Source organism: Streptomyces sp. NPDC104381, assembly GCF_055583745.1.
Map to the genome: position 1 here is coordinate 221,959 of NZ_JBVJNK010000010.1, position 17,070 is coordinate 239,028.

The following is a 17,070-nucleotide window of genomic DNA, read 5'->3' on the forward strand; positions in this document are numbered from 1 at the left end:
ACGATGGACAACCTGGACCGCGCCCGGCTGCTCCTCGCCGACCACCCCGTCGTCGACGGACACAACGACCTCCCCTGGGCCCTGCGCGAGCAGGTCGGCTACGACCTGAACGCCCGTGACATCTCCCAGGATCAGACCGGCACCCTGCACACCGACATCCCGCGGCTGCGGGCCGGCGGTGTCGGCGCGCAGTTCTGGTCCGTCTACGTCGAACCCCGCCTGGCGGGCGACGACGCGGTCAGCGCCACGCTGGAGCAGATCGACGTGGTGGGCGAGATGCTCGCCCGCTACCCGCAGGACCTGCGGCGCGCCCTGACCGCCGACGACATGGAGAAGGCCCGCGCCGAGGGCCGTATCGCCTCCCTGATGGGGGCCGAGGGCGGCCACTCCATCAACAACTCGCTGGCGACCCTGCGCGCGCTGCACACCCTCGGCGTCCGCTACATGACGCTCACGCACAACGACAACACCGACTGGGCGGACTCGGCGACCGACTCCCCGCGGGTCGGCGGCCTGTCGGAGTTCGGCCGTGAGGTCGTACGCGAGATGAACCGCGTCGGGATGCTGGTCGACCTCTCCCACGTCGCGGCCACCACCATGCGCGACGCGCTCGCCACATCCGTCGCGCCGGTGATCTTCTCGCACTCCTCGGCCCGGGCGGTCTGCGACCACCCGCGCAACATCCCCGACGACGTGCTGCGGATGCTCGCCGCCAACGGCGGTGTGGCGATGGCGACCTTCGTGCCGAAGTTCGTCCTGCCGGCGGCCGTGGAGTGGACGCTCGCCGCCGACCGCAACATGCGGGAGCACGGCCTGCACCACCTGGACACCACCCCGGCCGCGATGCGGATCCACGCGGACTTCGAGGCGCTCAACCCGCGCCCGATGGCCACCGTGGGCACGATCGCCGACCATCTCGACCACATGCGCGAGATCGCCGGGATCGACCACATCGGTGTCGGCGGCGATTACGACGGCACGGCGTTCCTCCCGCTGGAGCTGGAGGACGTGTCGGGTTACCCGTATCTGATCGCGGAGCTGCTCACGCGCGGCTGGTCGGACGCCGACGTGGCCAAGCTGACCTGGCAGAACGCCGTGCGGGTCCTGCGCGACGCGGAGGCGGTGTCCCGCGAGCTGAGCACCCGCGTCGCCCCGTCCCACGCGACGATCGACGAGCTCGACGGCGCGGCGGGCTGATCTCCGTACGACCTGGCGAGGCGGCGGCCCCGGGGGCCGCCGCCTTCCCGCGTCAGGCCTTCGGGCGGCCCATCGCCCGGTACGTCCAGCCGGCCTCGCGCCACACCGCGGGGTCGAGCGCGTTGCGGCCGTCCAGGATGATCCGGCGCCCCGCGACCTCGCCGAGCGCCGCCACGTCCAGCTCCCGGAACTCGCGCCACTCCGTCAGGTGCAGCACGACGTCCGCGCCGCGCACCGCGTCCAGCGCCGTGTCCGCGTAACCGAGGGTCGGGAAGAGGCGGCGGGCGTTGTCCATGCCCTTGGGGTCGAAGACCGTGACCTGGCCGCCCTGGAGGTGGATCTGCCCGGCGACGTTCAGCGCCGGGGAGTCGCGTACGTCGTCCGAGTCGGGCTTGAAGGTGGCGCCCAGCACCGCGACGCGCGTGCCCAGGAACGAGCCCCCGCCCACGGCCTCGCGGGCCAGCTCGACCATGTGGCCGCGCCGGCGCATGTTGATGGAGTCGACCTCCCGCAGGAAGGTCAGCGCCTGGTCGGCGCCCAGCTCACCGGCGCGCGCCATGAAGGCCCGGATGTCCTTGGGCAGACAGCCACCGCCGAAGCCGATCCCGGCCCGCAGGAACTTCTTGCCGATGCGCTCGTCGTGGCCGATGGCCTCGGCGAGCTTCACCACGTCGCCGTCGGCGGCCTCGCAGACCTCGGCCATCGCGTTGATGAAGGAGATCTTGGTCGCGAGGAAGGAGTTGGCGGAGGTCTTCACCAGCTCGGCGGTCGGGAAGTCCGTCACCACGAAGGGCGAGCCCTCGGCGATCGGGCCCGCGTACACCTCGCGCAGCAGCTTCTCGGCCCGCTCGCTCTCCACACCGACGACGATCCGGTCCGGGTGCAGGGTGTCCTTCACCGCGAAGCCCTCGCGCAGGAACTCCGGGTTCCAGGCCAGCTCCGCGTCCGTACCCACCGGGGCCAGCTCGGCCAGCCGCGCGGAGAGCCGCGCGGCGGAGCCCACCGGGACCGTGGACTTGCCCACGACCAGCGCGGGCCGGGTCAGCTGCGGGGCCAGCGACTCGAAGGCGCTGTCCACGTAGCTCATGTCGCAGGCGTACTCGCCGTGCTTCTGGGGCGTGTTCACGCAGACGAAGTGCACATCGCCGAACGCGCCGATCTCCTCCCAGGAGGTGGTGAACCGCAGCCGCCCGGTGGATCCCTCGATGCCCGCGACGTGCTTCTGGAGGATCTCCTCCAGTCCCGGCTCGTACATCGGGACCCTGCCCGCCGAGAGCATCTCGATCTTCTCGGGCACGACGTCGAGCCCGAGGACTTCGAAGCCCAGCTCCGCCATGGCCGCGGCATGGGTGGCGCCGAGGTAGCCGGTGCCGATCACGGTGATCCTGAGGGCCATGGGTGCTCCTGAACGATGCGGACAGACGTGCGGAGCCGAGCATAACCGTGCGTGCGGAACGCTGTTTTCCGGTGGTCTCCGGGCCGCTCCGCCGACTGAGTCCGGGACCGCGCCCGGGGCCGCGCCCGGGGCCGCGCCCGGGGCCGTCGTCGCCGTTGTCGGCAAGCTCACGTACCCCGCCCGTATGCCCCCGCTCGGCCGGGCCACTAAAATTGGGTTACTTAACGGTAGTTAGCATCCTTGGGGAGTGAACGTCTTGGCGGGTTCGACCGATTTCGACCTCTACCGTCCGGCCGAGGAGCACGACATGCTCCGCGAGACGATCCGTTCGCTCGCCGAGGCGAAGATCGCCCCGCATGCCGCCGCGGTCGACGAGGAGGCGCGCTTCCCGAGGGAGGCGCTGGACGCCCTGGTCGCCTCGGACCTGCACGCGGTGCACGTCCCGGAGGAGTACGGCGGCGCGGGCGCCGACGCGCTCGCCACGGTCATCGTGATCGAGGAGGTGGCCCGTGTCTGCGCGTCCTCCTCCCTCATCCCGGCCGTGAACAAGCTGGGCTCGCTGCCGGTGATCCTCTCCGGCTCCGAGGACCTGAAGAAGAAGTACCTGGGCCCGCTGGCCAAGGGCGACGCGATGTTCTCGTACGCCCTGTCCGAGCCGGACGCCGGCTCCGACGCGGCCGGCATGAAGACCAAGGCCGTCCGCGACGGGGACTTCTGGGTCCTCAACGGTGTGAAGCGCTGGATCACCAACGCGGGCGAGTCCGAGTACTACACGGTCATGGCCGTCACCGACCCGGAGAAGCGCTCCAAGGGCATCTCGGCGTTCGTCGTCGAGAAGTCCGACGAGGGTGTCTCCTTCGGCGCCCCGGAGAAGAAGCTCGGCATCAAGGGCTCCCCGACGCGCGAGGTCTACCTCGACAACGTCCGCATCCCCGCCGACCGCATGATCGGCGAGGAGGGCACCGGCTTCGCCACGGCGATGAAGACCCTGGACCACACCCGCATCACCATCGCGGCCCAGGCCCTCGGCATCGCCCAGGGCGCCCTCGACTACGCCAAGGGCTACGTCCAGGAGCGCAAGCAGTTCGGCAAGCCGATCGGTGACTTCCAGGGCATCCAGTTCATGCTCGCCGACATGGCGATGAAGCTGGAGGCGGCCCGTCAGCTCACCTACTCGGCGGCGGCCAAGTCCGAGCGTCTCGACGGCGACCTCACCTTCTTCGGAGCCGCGGCCAAGTGCTTCGCCTCCGACGTCGCGATGGAGATCACCACGGACGCCGTCCAGCTCCTCGGCGGCTACGGCTACACCCGTGACTACCCGGTCGAGCGCATGATGCGCGACGCCAAGATCACGCAGATCTACGAGGGCACGAACCAGGTCCAGCGGATCGTCATGGCCCGCAACCTCCCGTAACGGCGCTCGTCCTCGCGGCCCCCGGCACCTCGGTGCCGGGGGCCGCGCGCGTTCCCGGGGCGGTCTGCGCGGGTGCGGTGAGCGAGCGAGTCGGAGGCGGGCCCCGGCGGGTTCCTCCCCTTACGATTCCGATGCCTGCCGATAAGGGCTCGAAACCGGACAGATGGGAATCCCGTGCCGAACCAGTTCGCCCTCGACGTCACCAAGATCCGCGAAGAGGCCCGGCGGAACATCACCGAAGGCCCCGTCACCCCCGCGAACACCGCCGACCTGGAGCGCCTCATCGACGTGCTCAACCAGGTGGTCGCCACCGAGATGGTCTGCTACCTCCGCTACACGCAGAACGCGATCGTCGCCCAGGGGATCAACCGGCAGCAGGTCGCCGACATGTTCCGCGAGCACGCCGGCGAGGAGCTCGACCACTTCCAGCGGGTGTCGGACCGGATCAACCAGCTGGGCGGCAGCCCCGACATGGACCCGGGCACCCTCGTGGCCCGCTCGCACACCGAGTACGAGACGCCCGCGGAGACCGACCTCCAGGCGATGATCCGGGAGAACTTCGTCGCCGAGCGGATCGTCATCGAGACGTACACCGAGATCGTGCGCTGGATCGGCGAGAGCGACCCCACGACGCGGCGGCTCATCGAGGACATCCTCAAGGAGGAGGAGGACCACGCCGACGAGCTGAACGACCTGTACCAGCCCGCGGCGGCCAAGGGCGCGTGACGCGGGCGCGGGGACGGAACGGGAGGAGGCCCCTCACCCGGCGGCGGGTGGGGGGCCTCCTGCGGCCTCGGAGCGGCGGTGGTCAGCTGCCCTTGACCGTGACCTTCTCGTCGTTCTTCAGCTGCTCCACGAGCTGCTTGACCTTGGCCTTGTCCCAGACCAGGTTGCCGTTCACGCTCTCGCCCGTGAGCGGGATGTTCATCGACGTGCCCTCCCCGCCCGTGACGCCCTTCATCGCGAAGAACATGTTGCCGAGCGACCAGAGCGACATGTCCTTGTCCACGATCAGGGTGTCCAGGCCCGCGCCCATCGTCGGGTAGAGCTTGAACGGGTTGAGGATCGTCGACGGGGTCGCCGTCTGGGAGGCCAGGGCCGCGAGGAACTTCTGCTGGTTCTTCGTACGGTCCAGGTCGCTGCCCGCGAAGGCGTACCGGGTGCGGACGAAGGCGAGGGACTGCTCGCCGTTCAGGGTCTGCTTGCCGGCCTGGAAGTCGGCGCCGGAGTTCTTGTCCTTGAAGGCCTTCGGGATGTCCATCTCGACGCCGCCGATGGCGTCCACGATCTTGGCGAAGCCGCCGAAGCCGATCTCGACGTAGTGGTCGATGTGCAGCCCGGTGTTGAACTCGACCGTGCGGACCAGCAGCTCGGGGCCGTCCTCGGCGTACGCCGCGTTCAGCTTCACCTGGCGGCCGGTGCCCGCGAACTTCTTGCCGGACTCGGAGCCCACGAAGGACGGGATCTCGACGTTGGAGTCACGGGGCAGGGAGATCAGCGTCGGGCCGTTGGAGCCGTCGTGCAGGATCATCATCGAGTCGGTCCGCTTGCCCTCGGCGGAGCCGGTGTGCAGCTTCTTCTTGTCCTCGGCGGTCATGCCCTCGCGGCTGTCGGAGCCGACGACCAGGTAGTTCGTGCCGTCGCCCTCGCTCGGCCGCTCGATGACCTTGGAGAGGTCGACCTCGCGCTTGAGCTTGCCGTCGGCCCAGAAGTACGTGCCGACCGAGACGGCGAGCACCACGACGACCAGGGACAGCACGCCGACCTTGAGGCGCCGGCCCCAGTTGGGCGCCGGGCGTGGCTGGACGTATCCGCTGTCGCCGCCGCGGCCGCCACCGTGGCCACCGCCGCGCTGGCCCCCGCCGTAGACCTGGCCCGTGTTGTAGCCGCTGTCGTAACCGGCGCCGTCGTCGTAGCCCGGTCCCGGCTGCGGGGGGATGTGGGGCGGGGACTGCGGCGGCGCGGGGCGCCGCCGGACGTGCGGCATGGCGCGGGCGCTCTCCGGCCGGGGGCTCGCGCTGCCCCGCCCGTAGCGTTCGCCGGGTCCGCCGTTCCGTCCTTCGGGCCAATCGCTCATGCGGACCAGTGTGCCGTCTCGGCCTGTGGCTCTTACAGGGTGTACCGGGGATCGGGGCACGGCTGTTGCGAAGCTGATGCAATGCAACCGGGTGCAAGCCCCCGCATAAGGTGGAGGGCATGACAGATCAGTCCCAGCCGCCGGAGGCCGATGTTCCGGTCAAGCCGACCTCGGCCTCCCGGACCACCCTCAGCCACATCATGACCGGCAACGACACCAACCTCCTGGGTACGGTGCACGGCGGTGTGATCATGAAGTTGGTCGACGACGCGGCGGGGGCGGTCGCCGGCCGGCACTCCGGCGGACCGGCCGTGACGGCCTCGATGGACGAGATGGTGTTCCTGGAGCCCGTCCGCGTCGGTGACCTTGTTCACGTCCGCGCCCAGGTGAACTGGACCGGCCGTTCCTCGATGGAGGTCGGCGTCCGCGTCATGGCCGAGCGGTGGAACGAGTCGACCCCGGCCCAGCAGGTGGGCAGCGCCTATCTGGTGTTCGCGGCGGTCGACGAGGAGGGCAAGCCGCGCCGCGTACCGCAGGTGGTCCCGGAGACCGAGCGCGACAAGCGGCGCTACCAGGAGGCCCAGATCCGGCGCACGCACCGCCTCGCCCGGCGCCGCGCGATCAAGGAGCTGCGGGAGCAGCGGGCCGCCGAGGGCATCGACGACTGACACCGGGCGCACGGCCCCGCGGATCCTCCCGTACGCCGGGGATCAGCGCGGGACGCGCAGCCGTCGCAGCAGCGCGTCCTCGGCCCGCTCGGCGCCGGGCTCCTCCCAGAACGTCACGGGGACCCCTCTGATGTGGCGGCCCAGGGGGTCCAGCACATGGCCGGCGATCTTCAGCTGCCAGAGGGCCACCGCCCGGTCCGCGACGGTGAGCTCGGGGAAGCGGTCCGCCAGCCTGGCCTCGAACGCCCCGATGTCCTCGGCGGAGCGCAGCCACACCGTGAGCATCAGATTGTGCGGGCCGGTCAGCGACGCGCAGAGCCGTGTCTCCCGCATGCGGATGAGCTGGGAGGCGATGCGCGAGGCCTCGCCGGCCGGGGCGACGCCCCAGAGCGTGACCGAGATCGGCCAGCCGGAGAGATGGCGGGCCACCTCGCAGCGGTAGATCAGGGCGTCCTGCCGGTGCATGCGGTCCAGCCTCCGGCGCACGGTGGTGGGGCTGACCCCGAGGCGCTCGGCGAGCCGGGCGGCCGGCTGGCGGAAGTCCTCGCTCAGCAGCAGGTAGAGCCGGGTGTCCAGGGCGTCGGGGGCGGGCAGCCCACGCCGTGGCATGGCGGGCGCCCGGTCCTTCGCCAGCAGGTCCTGGCTGTCGGGGTCCAGCCGGTCCAGCCGCCAGCGGCTGCCCTCGGTGTGGACGGCGGTCGCCGTCTGGGACCGGGTGGCCGAGACCCCGGGCAGCCGGCCGAGGCGGAAGCCGACGTAACGGGCCAGCATCGCCAGGTCGGGGAAGGCGGCGGTGAGGATCAGGTCCCTGGCGCCGGTGACGTGCTCGATGGTGATCAGATGCGGATCGTCCGCGATCTCCGCCGCCACCTCGTGCAGCGCCCCGGCCGCGCAGTCCACCTCGATGAACGCGATGATCGGCACCGCCGGCCCGACCGCCACCGTGTAGCAGCTGAGCCAGGCGTGGCCCGCCTCCGTGAGCCGGTTCCAGCGGCGGGCCGCCGTCGAGGCGTCCACCCCGAGGACCTTCCCGATCTGTGCCCACTCCGCCCGGGGCGAGGTCTGGAGCGCGGTGATCAGGAGGTAGTCCAGCTCGTCCAGCGGCTCGGGCTGCTCGGCGCGCAGCAGACGTTCGGGGAGCCCGGTGGATTCATGCGTCGATCGGCTCATGAGGAGCGCTTTCGTGCGGACGATCATGGTTGAGGTGGTTCGCTCCGCACGATACGCCCATGTCCTTGCTCCACGAGGCCCGTGACCTCGCCCCCGCCCTGACCGAACTGCGCCACGCCCTGCACCGCGAGCCCGAGCTCGGTCTCGACCTCCCGCTGACCCAGGCGAAGATCCTCGCCGCGCTGGACGGCCTGGGTCTGGAGATCCGCATCGGTACGGCGCTGAGCTCCGTGACCGCCGTGCTGCGCGGCGGCCGCCCCGGCCCGGCCGTCCTGCTGCGCGGCGACATGGACGCGCTCCCGGTCCAGGAGGACACCGGGCTGCCGTACGCCTCCGTCCTCGACGGCCGGATGCACGCCTGCGGCCACGACCTGCACGTCACCGGGCTCGTCGGCGCCGCCCGGCTGCTGGCGGCCCGGCGGGAGGAGCTGGCCGGGGACGTGGTCCTCATGTTCCAGCCCGGAGAGGAGGGCCAGGGCGGCGCGCAGATCATGATCGACGAGGGGGTGCTCGACGCCGCCGGCGACCGCGTCGTCGCCGCGTACGCCCTGCACGTGATCTCCACCGGCGCGCCCACCGGGTTCGCCGCGACCCGGCCCGGGCCCATGCTCGCCGCCTCGGACGCGGTGGAGGTCACGGTGCGCGGCCGGGGCGGGCACGGCTCCTCGCCGCACTCCGCCGCCGATCCCGTGCCCGCGATGTGCGCCATGGTCACCGCGCTCCAGACGGCCGTCACCCGGGAGATCGACGTCTTCGACCCGGCCGTCGTCACGGTCGGCAGGATCGAGGCGGGCACCGCCGCCAACGTGATCCCGGAGACCGCCCGGTTCGCCGCCACCGTACGGACCTTCTCGGACGCCTCCCGCGCACGGGTGCGCGCCGCCTTCGAGCGGACCGTGCACGGGGTGGCCGCCGCCCACGGGGTGAGCGCCGGGATCGACTACGTCGAGCAGTACCCGCCGACCGTCAACGACGTGGGTGAGGCGGCGTTCGCCCTGGAGACCGCGCGCCAGGTGCTGGGCGAAGGGCACGTCTTCGAGGCGCCCAAGCCGATGGCGGGGGCCGAGGACTTCTCCTTCGTGCTCCGGAAGGTGCCGGGTGCCTTCGTCGGCCTCGGCGCCTGCCCGCCCGGCACCGACCCGGCCACCGCCCCGATGAACCACTCCGCGCAGGCGGTCTACGACGACGACGCCCTGCCGCACGCCGCCGCCCTCCTCGCCGGACTGGCCCTGCGCCGGCTCGGCACCCCACTCGTCCCGTCGGAGCCCGGCGTCCCCGCCGAGGCGGCGCCCACGTCGCCGGAGGCCGGTTCCCCGCTCGCCCCGGAGGCCGGTTCCCCGCTCGCCTCCTCCCCGCAGGAGTAGGCCCATGACCGCCACCGCCACCCCGCCGCCGGGCGCCCCCGCCGGCCAGGAGCCCCTGCCCGCGTCCGTCACCGCCGTCGTCGGACTCCTCGTCCTCTTCGAGGTGACCAGCGGCTTCCTCCAGGTCGGGCTGGCCCCGCTGCTGCCCGACCTGGCCGATCACCTGGGCATCGGCTCGGCCGCCCTGAACTGGGTCGTCTCCGTACAGCTGCTGGCCGCCGCCGTCTGCGTCCCGCTCTTCGGCCGCCTCGGTGACCTCTACGGCCACCGGCGGATGCTCCGTATCGCCCTGGCGGTGATCGCGGCGGGCACCCTCGTGGTCGCGCTCGCCCCGGACTACGGCACGCTCCTCGCCGGGCGGGTGCTCCAGGGGCCCGTCGCCGCCCTGCTGCCCCTGGAGATCGCCCTCGTACGGGACCGGCTGCCGGTCGCCGACGCTCGGCGGGCCATCGCCCGGCTGGTGGGAGCGCTGACGCTCGGCGCGATGGCCGGCGGGGTCGTGATGGGGCTCGTCGACTCCGCGTCCGGCAATCTGCGGCTGACCCTGCTGGTGCCCGCCGCGCTCGCCGTGCTCTGTGTGCCCGTCTCCTTCGTCGCGGTGCCGGAGTCGCGGAACAGGGCCGGCGGCCGGGTGGACTGGTCCGGAGTGGCGCTGCTCGGCGCCGCCATGGTCGCCCTGCTCGGCGGGGTCTCCGGGGCGGAGGACGGTTCCTGGGGCTCCGCGCGGGTCCTGGGGCCCGTGGTGCTCGGGCTGGTGCTGCTGGCGGTGTGGGTGCTGGTGGAGCTGCGCAGCGCGGACCCCCTGGTCGACGTCCGGGCGCTGGCCGCGCGGACCACGGCCCCGTTCTACTGCGCGGCGTTCCTCTTCGGCGTCTTCTACTTCGGGAGCCAGGCGCCCAACTCCACCTTCTACGCGGCGGATCCGGACGCCACCGGCTACGGGTTCGGGCTGAGCGCGCTGTCCATCTCCCTGGTCCTGCTGCCGGGGGCGGTCGGCAGTGTCGTCGGTTCGCTGGGGACGGCCGCCGTCGCCCGGCGGATCGGCTACCGGCCCACGCTGATGACGGCGTTCGGGCTGGTCGCCCTGACCTTCCTGCAGTTCGCGTTCCTGCACGAGGAGATCTGGCAGATGGCCGCCGGGTCCGCGTTCACCGGTCTGGGGATCGGGCTGGCGCTCGGAGCCATGCCGACGGTGATCGTCGAGGCGTCCGACCCGTCCAGGACGGGCATCGCCGCCGCGCTCTACAACAACGTGAAGACGCTGGGCGGGGCCGTGGCGGGCGGTGTCTTCGCCACGCTGCTGGGCGCTTTCCTGTCGCCGGCGACCGGCGAACCGGGGGAGGGCGGCTACACGGCCCTCTGGCTGGCCGCCTCCGCCGCGGCGGTCGTCGCCCTGGTGGCCACGGCTTTCTCACGGCGCCGCGAGGGGTGACCCCGCTCCCGCGGCGCCGTGAGGGCATGAGCTCCGGCGCCGCGAGGGCGCGGCGTCCGGAGGGCCGGTCCGGGCCGGGTCAGGGGCAGACCACCTGGTCGCCCGTCACCGTGCCGAACTCGCCACTCTGCGGGTTCTCGGCCTTCACCCGCTGCACCTTGGTGAAGTCCGACCCCGCCGTGACCTTCATCGTCCCGCCCTGCCCCTGCACCGCCCTGAGCTCGCAGCCGGGCAGCGCGGTGGCCAGGGACTTGGCCGAACGGTCCCAGCGCGGGTCGTAGGTGACCAGCGTCCGCCGCAGATCGTGCGGTCCGCCGTTGAGCGGGGCGCGGGTGGTGTTGAACCCGGTGGAGCGCAGCGCCTCGTCGACGTCCTGGCCGAGCCCGTCCTTCGGCGTCCCGTTGTAGACCTGCACCCGGATCTGCTCCGGGGCCACGTCGACGAGCGTCGCCTTGGGCTGCTTCGGCAGGTGCGGGGCGAGCGGCCGGTCCTCGCGCAGGGCCTGGAACATCTGCTTCGACTTCTCGGCGTCCCACTTCACGGTGGAGCCGATCCCCTTGACCGGGTAGCCCTTCTCCTCCAGGGGCACGGAGGCGAATTCCGACGAGGCCGGGGTGAAGCCCCGCATGGCCTTGCCGAGCTCCAGCATCTCGTCGGTGCCGAAGCCCTTGTCGGCGCGTACCGATTCGAGCATCGACGACGCGACCTGCTGGAACTTCATCGGGTTCATCAGCACACCGCTGCTGGTCGTCTGCTTGATCAGCGCCGCCATGAACTTCTGCTGGCGCTGCATCCGGCCCAGGTCGGCCGCCCCGTCCAGATGCCGGGAGCGTACGTACTGGAGCGCCTGGCCGCCGTCCAGCTTGTGGGTGCCGGCGGTCAGATCCAGACCGGTGTACGAGTCCTTGAGCGGCTTGGCGGTGCAGATCTCCACCCCGCCCAGGGTGTCCACGGTCTTCATGAAGCTGGTGAAGTCGACCTCCAGATAGTGGTCGATCTTGACCCCCGTCATCTGCTCGACGGTGCGCACCGTGAGATGGGGGCCGCCCTCGGCGTAGGCGGCGTTCAGCTTCACCGGGTGGGGGGAGTGCTCCTTGCCCGTGGTGGCGTCGGTGTGGGCGGGGAGCTCGGCGTAGCTGTCGCGCGGCAGGCTGACGACGCTGGCCCGCTGCTTGTCCGCGGAGACATGGACGAGCATCAGGGTGTCGGTGCAGTGGCAGGGCGCGCCGCCCAGCTTGTACTTCTTCTTCTCCGCCGCCGTGATCTTGTCGCGGCCGTCGGTGCCGACGAGCAGGAAGTTCATGCCGTGGCCGCCCCGGGGGCGGTTCTTCATGTCCTTGAACGGGTCGACCCGGTCGATCCCCGTCTCCAGGCCGCTCACCACGGCATGGCCGATGCCGCCGGCGCCGAGCACCAGGACGGACAGCCCGGTGACGATCCGCATGCCCCACCGGGGTGGCGGCTTCCGCTTCCCGGCCCCGTTCCGCCGTGCGGTGCCGCCACCGGCTCCGGGCCGGCGTGCGGGCCTGCGCTGCGGGGCGGCTGTGCGGGGGTGCGGTGGACGGGGCGATCGGTGCGGCGTGGGCACGAGGGACACCTCCGCGGTGCGAGTGGGACTTTCGCACGGTAGGCCCATACGATCTGCGGACCGGGAGGAGACCCGGCGGCGCGCGCCCCTGTCCCCCGTTCGCGGTAACGTGGCGGCCGAATCACGCCGCCTCCTGGGGTGCGAGAACCCCCGGAACCCTGGCACCCCCGAGGACCCCCCGAGGACCACATGTCTGCCGCGCAGTACCCCGCCGTCTCCGTGATCATGCCGGTGCTCAACGAGGAACGCCATCTCAGGAACTCGGTCCGGCACATCCTGGAGCAGGAGTACGCCGGCGAGATGGAGGTGGTGATCGCCCTCGGCCCGTCGAACGACCGTACGGACGAGATCGCCGCCGAGCTGGTCCGGGAGGATTCCCGGGTCCACACCGTCCCGAACCCGACCGGCCGCACCCCCGCCGCGCTCAACGCCGCGATCAAGGCGTCACATCACCCGATCGTGGTACGGGTGGACGGCCACGGCATGCTCTCGCCGAACTACATCGCGACCGCCGTCCGCCTCCTGGAGGAGACCGGGGCGCAGAACGTCGGCGGCATCATGCACGCCGAGGGCGAGAACGCCTGGGAGGACGCCGTCGCCGCGGCCATGACGTCGAAGATCGGCGTCGGCAACGCGGCCTTCCACACCGGAGGGAAGGCGGGCCCGGCCGAGACCGTGTATCTGGGGGTCTTCCGCCGTGAGGCGCTGGAGCGCGCCGACGGCTACAACGTGGAGTTCATCCGCGCCCAGGACTGGGAGCTGAACTTCCGGATCCGCGAGTCCGGCGGCCTGATCTGGTTCTCGCCGGAGCTGAAGGTGCAGTACCGCCCGCGGCCCAGCATCCGCGCGCTCGCCAAGCAGTACAAGGAGTACGGCCGCTGGCGCCACGTCGTCGCCCGCTACCACTCCGGCTCGATCAACCTGCGCTACCTGGCCCCGCCCACCGCGGTCTGCGCGATAGCCGCGGGGATCGTCGTGGGCGCGGCCGTCACCCCCTGGGCGTTCGTCGTGCCCGCCGGGTACGTCGCGGCCATCGTGGCCGGGTCGCTGCCCGCGGGCAAGGGCCTGCCGCTCAAGGCCCGGGCGCAGATCCCCGTCGCGCTCGCCACCATGCACATGTCCTGGGGGTACGGCTTCCTGACCAGCCCCCGCTCGCTGGCGAAGCGCGTCATCGCGAGCCGCCGCCCGGCCGTGCGGGAGCAGACGGTCTGACCGCCGTACCCGCGGAGAGCGAGGAAGGGCCCCGCCGGAGACGGCGGGGCCCTTCCGGTACGTACGACGTCACCAGGTGAAGCCCGGGTTGACGTGCATGCACGCCTCCTCGTCCGCGCCGTTGAGCGGGTTCGCGGATTCCGGTGTCTTCTCCTCGTCCTGGGCGGGGTACGCCTCGTCCTCGCGCCAGTCGGCGCCCACGGACAGCACGATGCCCGAGACGTCGGTCGACTTCTTCACCTGCGACACGGGGATCCCGAGCGCCTTGGCGACGGCCTGTGCGTCGCCCTCCAGGTCCGCGCTGGGGTACAGGACGCCGGTCCTGGCGGCTCCCTCGACGTTCTGCGAGTCGATGGTCGCCTTGGCGAAGCCCGCCTCCGTGAGCAGGTCCTTGACCGTGGTCGCACGGCCCTGGGCGGGGCCGAGGGTGTCCGTGGAGGTCGCGTTGCGCACACTGACCGCGATCTCGGCGGTGGGCGCGGCCTGGTCCTTGACGACGGGCGTCTTCCGCTTGGACGCCTTGCCGTCGAGCGGGATGTCCTCACGGATCATCCGGAAAACCTGCTCGGCCTCCTCGGCCTTCGGGTAGACCCGGCCGCTGAACTGCCCCGTGCCGTAGACGTTCGGCATGGTCGTCATGGTGATGCGGTCGGTCGGGGCCTTCTTGAGCTCCTCCGCCAGGTCGTACAGCTTCTTGACCGTGTCGAGGCCCTTGTCGACGGTCAGCGCGCTGGTGGCCGCCTCGGCGAGGTCCATCAGCTTTCCGGGGTCGGTGAGCTTGGTGCCCTTGCGCAGCTCGCGGACCATCGAGTTCAGGTACTGGTGCTGGGCCTTGGTCCGGCCGAGGTCGGTGTTGTCCTCGAATCCGTACCGGGTGCGCAGCCACTGGAGGGCCTGCTTGCCCTTGACGGAGGTGGTGCCCTCCTCCAGCTTCAGCCCGGACCCCTTGCCGTCCCTGGTGTGGGAGTAGACGTTGGCGTCGACGCAGACCGGGACGCCGCCGACCGCGTCGGCCATGGAGACCACGCCCGCGAAGTCGATCATCATGAAGTGGTCGATGGTGATGCCGGTGAGCTCGTACCAGGTGGCCACGGTGCATCCGGGACCGCCGCGGCCCAGGCTCTCGTTGGTCTGTACGTCGACCGTGCTGGCCGGGTAGACCTTGTCGGACTCGGGGTCGGTGCACTTGGGCATCTTCAGCATGGTGTCGCGCGGCATGCTGAGGACCGAGATGTTGCTGCGGTCCGCGGAGAGGTGGAGCAGCATCTGCACGTCGGCGAGCGGGGTGCCGCCGAAGGTCTCCTTCGCGCCGCCCAGCTTCTGGTTGGCCTCGGAGTCACGGGCGTCGGAGCCGATGAGCAGGATGTTGAGCGGGGTCTGACCGGCGGCGTTGGCCTTGTGGTCGGCCATCGCCTTGTCGCCGAGCGTCAGGTCCTCTTTCCTGATGTTGCCGTTGAGGTGCTTGTAGTACAGGTAACCGGCGCCGCCGGTGCCGAGTATCAGCAGCGCGACGACGGACGCCACCCAGCGCAGGACGCGTCGTTTGCCCCCTTTGCCCGCGGCGCGCCGTGACCGGCGGTCGGCGCGTGCCGGCCCCCGGCCGCCCTCCGCGGGGGTGGAGCGCTCCCGTCGGCCGTGGCTCCTCGGCCCGGTGCCGTCGGAGGCCGCGCCGCCGCTCCGTCCCGGCGGCCCGTCGTGCCGGCCACGTGGCCGTGTCCCCTCCCCGCGCGTACTGCTCCGTCCCACCAGGACCCCCCTGCTCCTATGAATTCCGCTGTGGCGCGAGGACCCGTCGTCACTTCGCGCATTCCGCCTTGTCGGCGCTTGCCCTCTGCATGTCTTCCGGCGCCTTCGCCGGACCTGTGACGGGTACCCCCGCGCCGTCGAAGTCCGCTCCCAGGGTCAGCACCATCGGCTGAAGCCCCTCGCTGCCGGCCGCCCCCTGCTTGAGCGCGGTGGCGGGCAGGCCCATGAGGTCCGCGAGCGCGCGGGCCTGGTCGGCCTGGTCCGGGGCGTAGGCCAGCGTCGTACGGTCGATCTTCGCCGGGGCGTTGGCCTTGTTCGTGGCGCCCGTCACGCCCTGTTGGCCCTGCAGCCAGGTGACGGTCTCCGCCGCCGCGCCGGTGATGTCGCCGCCGTTGAGGACGTCGACACGGATGTCGGAGGCCTCGGCCCTGCTGCCCTTGAGGACCGCTTCCTGCTTGTCCTTGGCCGCCTTCTCCTTCTTCTTCACCTCGGTGAGGGAGGTGTCGGAGCGCATCATCGAGAACAGCTGCTGCGACTTCTGCGGGTCCACGACCACGGTGACCGGCGTCGGCTCGGCCGGGTTGTCCTTCACCGGCATCGTGACGAAGGTGATGTTCTTGGTGTCGATCTTGCCGAGCTCCTGGGCGAGCGAGGTCAGCTTCTTGATCGACCCGATGCCGGAGTCGACGGTGAGCGCCTTGGTCGCCGCGTCGGCGAGCTTGAAGAGCTTGGCCGGGTCGGTCAGTGTGTCGTCGGACTTCATCCGGCGGATCATCGAGCCGATGAACTGCTGCTGGACCTTGATCCGGTCCAGGTCGCTCTGGTTCCCGAAGCTGTGCCGGGTGCGGACGAAGGCCAGCGCGTCCTCGCCCTGGATCTTGGACTCGCCGGCCGGCAGGTCGAGGTGCGAGTCCGGGTCCTTGACCGCCTTGTCCAGGCAGACGGTGACGCCGCCGACGGCCGTGGAGAGCGTCTTGACCGCGTTGAAGTCGACCATCATGAAGTGGTCGACCGACAGGCCGGTGATCTTCTTGACCGTGCGCATCGTGCAGCCGGGGTCGCGCCCCTCCTGGCCGAGGCTGACGTTGAAGCGCACGTTCTGCGAGCCGGGTATGGACTTCTCCGAACCGTCCGCCTGCTTGGTGGTGCAGTCGGGGACGTCGGTGATCAGGTCCCGGGGGATGCTCATCGCCGTCGCGTTGGTGCGGTCGGCGGAGACGTGGAAGAGGATGTTGGTGTCGGCGTGGCCCGTGCTGCCCTTGTCGCCGTAGCCCTCGTTGCCCTCGCCGGTCCGTTTGTCCGTGCCGATGACCAGGATGTCGAGCGGCCCGTCGGCGGCGACGCTCCTGCTGCCCGCGTCACCGACGTCGACGGTGGCGAGGTTCCCGTTGAACTTCTGGTAGAGCGCGTAGGCTCCCGCCGATCCGGCGACGACCACGAAGGCCATGACCCCGCCGGTCCACAGCAGGGCCTTCCTCCGCCGCGACTTCCCTGGTGTGCCTCCCCGGCGGCCGGCGGGCGGTGTCCGGTCCCCGCCGCCCCCGGACGTACGGCGGCTCCGCTGCGTGGGCACCGCGGCGCGGGATCCGTCCCGGCCGGACGGGGGATTCGAGGGGCCGGAAGGACTGGACGACTCTGTTCCGGAGTGGTTCAGTCGCAATTCGTAATTGCCGGTCCGCGGGTTGAGCACCCACTGGTCGGCGGGATCGATTTCGTCCGCCCGCCCACGGCTATGCGCGTCCACGGTTTCCTGAATCCTCCGTCGGTGCCACGCGAGGCGCCTCCCCCGGCAGGGCACTCGGTTGT

13 protein-coding genes are annotated in these 17,070 nt (G+C 71.4%); 7 read left to right on the forward strand and 6 right to left on the reverse strand.

Annotation, left to right across the window (positions count from 1 at the left end; all coding sequences use genetic code 11):
• The first annotated feature begins 3 nt into the window (after positions 1–3).
• Positions 4–1,197 carry a dipeptidase gene (locus ACZ607_RS31320; RefSeq protein WP_469740462.1) on the forward strand — a complete coding sequence of 398 codons (1,194 nt, stop codon included), beginning with the start codon at positions 4–6 and terminating at the stop codon, positions 1,195–1,197.
• Positions 1,198–1,249: 52 nt separating this feature from the next.
• On the opposite strand, the gene ACZ607_RS31325 is transcribed toward ACZ607_RS31320, so the two are convergent.
• The gene (locus tag ACZ607_RS31325) at positions 1,250–2,593 is read right to left on the reverse strand and encodes a UDP-glucose dehydrogenase family protein (protein WP_469740360.1); all 1,344 of its coding nucleotides are present in this window, start codon (positions 2,591–2,593) and stop codon (positions 1,250–1,252) included.
• A 256-nt stretch (positions 2,594–2,849) separates the two neighbouring features.
• On the opposite strand from ACZ607_RS31325, the gene ACZ607_RS31330 reads away from it, so the two are divergent.
• Positions 2,850–4,007 carry an acyl-CoA dehydrogenase gene (locus tag ACZ607_RS31330; RefSeq protein WP_469740464.1) on the forward strand — a complete coding sequence of 386 codons (1,158 nt, stop codon included), beginning with the start codon at positions 2,850–2,852 and terminating at the stop codon, positions 4,005–4,007.
• Positions 4,008–4,181: 174 nt separating this feature from the next.
• Entirely contained in the window at positions 4,182–4,733 is a 552-nt protein-coding gene (locus ACZ607_RS31335) for a ferritin-like fold-containing protein (protein ID WP_469740362.1), read from the forward strand.
• Between the two features lie 82 nt (positions 4,734–4,815).
• On the opposite strand, the gene ACZ607_RS31340 is transcribed toward ACZ607_RS31335, so the two are convergent.
• Positions 4,816–6,084, reverse strand: a complete 1,269-nt coding sequence (locus ACZ607_RS31340; RefSeq protein WP_469740364.1) for an LCP family protein — start codon at positions 6,082–6,084, stop codon at positions 4,816–4,818.
• A 119-nt stretch (positions 6,085–6,203) separates the two neighbouring features.
• Here ACZ607_RS31340 and ACZ607_RS31345 point away from each other — a divergent pair, with 119 nt between their 5' ends.
• The gene (locus ACZ607_RS31345; RefSeq protein WP_469740367.1) at positions 6,204–6,752 is read left to right on the forward strand and encodes an acyl-CoA thioesterase; all 549 of its coding nucleotides are present in this window, start codon (positions 6,204–6,206) and stop codon (positions 6,750–6,752) included.
• 42 nt (positions 6,753–6,794) lie between these two features.
• Here the strand turns inward: ACZ607_RS31345 and ACZ607_RS31350 are convergent, their stop codons facing one another.
• Positions 6,795–7,922 (reverse strand): Lrp/AsnC family transcriptional regulator, encoded by a 1,128-nt coding sequence (locus ACZ607_RS31350; RefSeq protein WP_469740369.1) that lies wholly within the window; start codon positions 7,920–7,922, stop codon positions 6,795–6,797.
• A gap of 59 nt (positions 7,923–7,981) precedes the next feature.
• Between ACZ607_RS31350 and ACZ607_RS31355 the strand changes: the two genes are divergently transcribed.
• Both ACZ607_RS31355 and ACZ607_RS31360 read left to right on the forward strand, forming a co-directional pair.
• Complete coding sequence (locus tag ACZ607_RS31355; protein WP_469740372.1) at positions 7,982–9,286, forward strand: M20 metallopeptidase family protein; 1,305 nt, start codon at positions 7,982–7,984, stop codon at positions 9,284–9,286.
• Positions 9,287–9,290: 4 nt separating this feature from the next.
• Positions 9,291–10,718: an MFS transporter gene (locus tag ACZ607_RS31360; protein ID WP_469740373.1), complete on the forward strand. Its 1,428-nt coding sequence runs from the start codon at positions 9,291–9,293 to the stop codon at positions 10,716–10,718.
• A gap of 79 nt (positions 10,719–10,797) precedes the next feature.
• Here the strand turns inward: ACZ607_RS31360 and ACZ607_RS31365 are convergent, their stop codons facing one another.
• The gene (locus tag ACZ607_RS31365) at positions 10,798–12,306 is read right to left on the reverse strand and encodes an LCP family protein (RefSeq protein WP_469740374.1); all 1,509 of its coding nucleotides are present in this window, start codon (positions 12,304–12,306) and stop codon (positions 10,798–10,800) included.
• Between the two features lie 189 nt (positions 12,307–12,495).
• On the opposite strand from ACZ607_RS31365, the gene ACZ607_RS31370 reads away from it, so the two are divergent.
• Entirely contained in the window at positions 12,496–13,518 is a 1,023-nt protein-coding gene (locus ACZ607_RS31370; protein WP_099177228.1) for a glycosyltransferase family 2 protein, read from the forward strand.
• Between the two features lie 69 nt (positions 13,519–13,587).
• Here the strand turns inward: ACZ607_RS31370 and ACZ607_RS31375 are convergent, their stop codons facing one another.
• Together ACZ607_RS31375 and ACZ607_RS31380 are read right to left on the reverse strand one after the other, a co-directional pair.
• Positions 13,588–15,264, reverse strand: coding sequence for an LCP family protein (locus tag ACZ607_RS31375; RefSeq protein ID WP_469740377.1), 1,677 nt, complete (start codon positions 15,262–15,264; stop codon positions 13,588–13,590).
• 49 nt (positions 15,265–15,313) lie between these two features.
• Entirely contained in the window at positions 15,314–17,008 is a 1,695-nt protein-coding gene (locus tag ACZ607_RS31380; RefSeq protein ID WP_469740380.1) for an LCP family protein, read from the reverse strand.
• Between the last annotated feature and the right edge of the window lie 62 nt (positions 17,009–17,070).

What these genes read in the sequence shown, in the direction of transcription:
- ACZ607_RS31355 (WP_469740372.1), top strand. Translation starts at nt 7,982, where the DNA reads ATGTCCTTGCTCCACGAGGCCCGTGACCTCGCCCCCGCCCTGACCGAA.
- ACZ607_RS31345 (WP_469740367.1), top strand. Translation starts at nt 6,204, where the DNA reads ATGACAGATCAGTCCCAGCCGCCGGAGGCCGATGTTCCGGTCAAGCCG.
- ACZ607_RS31370 (WP_099177228.1), top strand. Translation starts at nt 12,496, where the DNA reads ATGTCTGCCGCGCAGTACCCCGCCGTCTCCGTGATCATGCCGGTGCTC.
- ACZ607_RS31325 (WP_469740360.1), bottom strand. Translation starts at nt 2,593, where the DNA reads ATGGCCCTCAGGATCACCGTGATCGGCACCGGCTACCTCGGCGCCACC.
- ACZ607_RS31360 (WP_469740373.1), top strand. Translation starts at nt 9,291, where the DNA reads ATGACCGCCACCGCCACCCCGCCGCCGGGCGCCCCCGCCGGCCAGGAG.
- ACZ607_RS31350 (WP_469740369.1), bottom strand. Translation starts at nt 7,922, where the DNA reads ATGAGCCGATCGACGCATGAATCCACCGGGCTCCCCGAACGTCTGCTG.
- ACZ607_RS31340 (WP_469740364.1), bottom strand. Translation starts at nt 6,084, where the DNA reads ATGAGCGATTGGCCCGAAGGACGGAACGGCGGACCCGGCGAACGCTAC.
- ACZ607_RS31320 (WP_469740462.1), top strand. Translation starts at nt 4, where the DNA reads ATGGACAACCTGGACCGCGCCCGGCTGCTCCTCGCCGACCACCCCGTC.